General features: G+C 73.3%; 1 protein-coding gene. It reads right to left on the bottom strand.

Features of this window, described 5'->3' with window-relative positions:
* Nucleotides 1-3,448 (bottom strand): type I polyketide synthase (locus TR49_RS39475; protein ID WP_152627722.1); only part of this gene is annotated, 3,448 nt, incomplete at both ends.

Here is a 3,448-nt window from a genome sequence, read left to right as displayed (position 1 = left end):
CGCCGTCTCGTCGATCCGCTCACCCGCGAAGACCACCTCGCGCAGCGGACGATCCAGCAGCCCGTCCAGCTCAGCGCACACCGCATCGAAGGCCGACGCGAACACCGGGAACGCCTCATACAGCTCGCGGCCCATCCCGGCCCGCTGACTCCCCTGCCCCGCGAACAGGAACGCCGTCCGGCCCGCCGAGCCCGCCCGGCCGGTGACCACCCGCGCCGGCGACTCGCCACGGGCCAGCGCAGCCAGCACGTCACGCAGCCTGCTCGGCTCGGCGTCGATCACCGCTGCCCGGTGCTCGAACGTCGCCCGGGCCGTGGCCAGCGAGAACCCGATGTCGGTCAGGTCCGCGTCCGGCTCGGCCTCCAGTTGACGCAGCAGCCGCTCGGCCTGCCCGCGCAGGGCCTCCGTCGTCCGCCCCGACAGCACCAGCGGCACCGCCGTCGGTGTCCGGGCCGCGCTCCCGCGCTCCCCGGCCGTCTCCACGACGGTCGGCGCCTGCTCCAGCAGGACGTGCGCGTTGGTGCCGCTGATGCCGAACGAGGACACCGCCGAGCGGCGCGGCTCACCGGTCTGCGGCCAGTCGCGCGCCTCGGTCAGCAGCTCCACCGCGCCGGCCGACCAGTCCACGTGCGTGGACGGCTCGGTGACATGCAGGGTCTTCGGCAGCACACCGTGCCGCATGGCCATGACCATCTTCATGATCCCGGCAGCGCCGGCGGCGGCCTGGGTGTGGCCGAGGTTCGACTTGACCGAGCCGAGCCAGAGCGGGGAGTCGGAATCCCGGTCCTTGCCGTACGTGGCGAGCAGCGCCTGCGCCTCGATCGGGTCGCCCAGCGTCGTGCCCGTGCCGTGCGCCTCGACCACGTCGACCTGGCCTGCCGTCAGACCGGCGTTGGCCAGCGCCTGCTTGATGACCCGCTGTTGGGCGGGTCCGTTGGGGGCGGTCAGCCCGTTGCTGGCGCCGTCCTGGTTGACGGCGCTGCCGCGCACGATCGCCAGCACCGGGTGCCCGTTGCGTCGCGCGTCGGAGAGCCGCTCGACGAGCAGCATGCCGACGCCCTCGCCCCAGCCGGTGCCGTCCGCTCCGTCCGAGAAGGCCTTGCAGCGGCCGTCGGTCGCCAGACCGCGCTGGCGGCTGAACTCCACGAAGGTCCCGGGCGTCAGCATGACGGTCACGCCGCCGGCCAGCGCCAGCGTCGACTCGCCCTGGCGCAGCGACTGACAGGCCAGGTGCAGGGCGACCAGCGAGGACGAGCAGGCGGTGTCGATGGTCATCGCCGGGCCTTCCAGGCCCAGCGTGTAGGAGACGCGGCCGGAGGCCACGCTGCCGGTGGTGCCGGTGCCGACCTGGCCCTCCAGGCCCTCGACCGACTGTGCGAGCAGCATGCCGTACTCGTTGTACATCACGCCGACGAAGACGCCGGTCCGGCTGCCCCGCAGCGTGGCCGGGTCGATACCGGCCCGCTCGAAGGCCTCCCAGGAGGTCTCCAGCAGCAGCCGCTGCTGCGGGTCGATCGACATCGCCTCGCGCGGGCTGATGCCGAAGAACGCCGCGTCGAACGCCCCCGCGCGGTGCAGGAAGCCGCCCTCACGGGTGTACGAGGTGCCGGGGTGGTCCGGGTCCGGGTGGTAGAGGTTCTCGACGTCCCAGCCACGGTCCTCCGGGAAGAACGACACCGCGTCACGACCGGTGGCGACCAGGTCCCACAGCCCCTCGGGCGATGTCACCCCGCCCGGGAACCGGCAGGCCATGCCGACGATCGCGATCGGCTCGTCGTCCTGAGAGATCGCAACAGCCGCGGTGGACGCCCGTTCTGCGCCGGGGAGTGAGCCCAGCAGTTCGGTTCCCAGCAGCTCGGCAAGGGCGGTCGGGGTCGGGTAGTCGAAGACCAGCGTCGCGGGCAGTCGCAGGCCAGTGGCTCCGTTGAGGCGGTTGCGCAGCTCGACGGCGGTCAGCGAGTCGAAGCCGAGCTCCTTGAAGGCCCGGGTGGCGTCCACCGAGGCGTGGTTCGGGTAGCCCAGGACCGCCGCGACCTCCGTGCAGACCACCTCCAGCAGCGCGGCCTCGCGCTCGGCCTCGGACAGCGCCGCCAGCCGCTGCGCCAGCGCCGAGCCGGCCACGTCGCCGGTCGCACCGGCGCTCCTGGCCGCGCGCCGCACCGGCCCGCGGACCAGGCCGCGCAGCAGCGGCGGGAGCAGACCCGCGTTGCCCTGGGCCCGCAGGCTCGCCAGGTCCAGCTGGATCGGAACCAGCAGCGGTTCGGGCGACCGCACCGCAGCGTCGAAGAGCAGCAGGCCGTCCTCGGCGGTCAGTGCCGTGACGCCGCCGCGCGCCATCCGCTCGACGTCCGAGCGGACCAGGGCGGCCGCCATGCCACTGTCCTCGGCCCACAGGCCCCAGGCCAGCGAGGTGGCCGGCAGACCGGCCGCCCGACGGCGCTGGGCGAGCGCGTCCAGGAAACCGTTCGCCGCCGCGTAGTTGCCCTGACCCGCCGCACCGAACACCCCGGCCGCCGAGGAGAACAACACGAAAGCCGCGAGGTTCCGGCCCTTCGTCAGCTCGTGCAGATGCCAGGCCGCGTCCACCTTCGGCCGCAACACGGCATCGACCCGCTCAGCCGTGAGCGAGGAAATGATGCCGTCGTCCAGCACACCGGCCGTGTGCACCACCGCAGTCAGCGGCCACTCCAACGAGCCCAACAGCTCGGCCAACGCGCCACGGTCGGAGACATCACACGCCGCGACATCGACCTCCGCACCCAGCGACGACAGGTCCGCGACCAGCTCGTCCACGCCCTCGGCCGCACGACCGCGACGCGACACCAGCAGCAGCCGACGCGCACCGTACTCCGTCACCAAGTGCCGCGCGAACAGACCGCCCAGCGCACCCGTCGCCCCCGTGAGCAACACCGTGCCCTCGGGATCCAGCTCCAACCCCTCACCACTGCCCACCGACACCCGCGCCAGACGCGGCACCAACGCCACACCCGCACGCAGCGCAAGCTGCGGCTCACCCGAGTCCACGGCGGCAGCCAGCACCGCCAGCGACGCCGCGTCCTCGTCCACGTCGACCAACACGATCCGGCCCGGGTTCTCCGACTGCGCCGAACGCACCAGCCCAGCCACAGCAGCCGAAGCCAGATCGCTGACGCCCTCACCATCACCGGCAGCCACCGCACCACGCGTCACCACCACCAGCCGCGACTCCGCGAACGCCTCCTCGGCCAACCACGTCTGCAACAGCCCCAGCGCACGGCAGACGGCCGCGTGCGTGGCGGCCGCGACGTCCAGGCCCGCAGGCTCCGGCAGCACCGGCACCACGAGCGTGCCGGGCGTCAGCTCCGCGGCCGCACCCAGCTCGGTGCAGCACACCGCGTCGGCAAGGCCGAGGTCGTTCTCGCCCAGCACGACCACCGCACCGAGCGAGGCGGCCGTCGGCAGCGTGACG

Origin of the sequence: Streptacidiphilus melanogenes, assembly GCF_000787835.1 — a bacterium.
Lineage (GTDB): Bacteria > Actinomycetota > Actinomycetes > Streptomycetales > Streptomycetaceae > Streptacidiphilus > Streptacidiphilus melanogenes.
The sequence above is the reverse complement of the archived record's forward strand: the minus strand, read 5'-3'. Positions and strand labels throughout refer to the sequence as shown.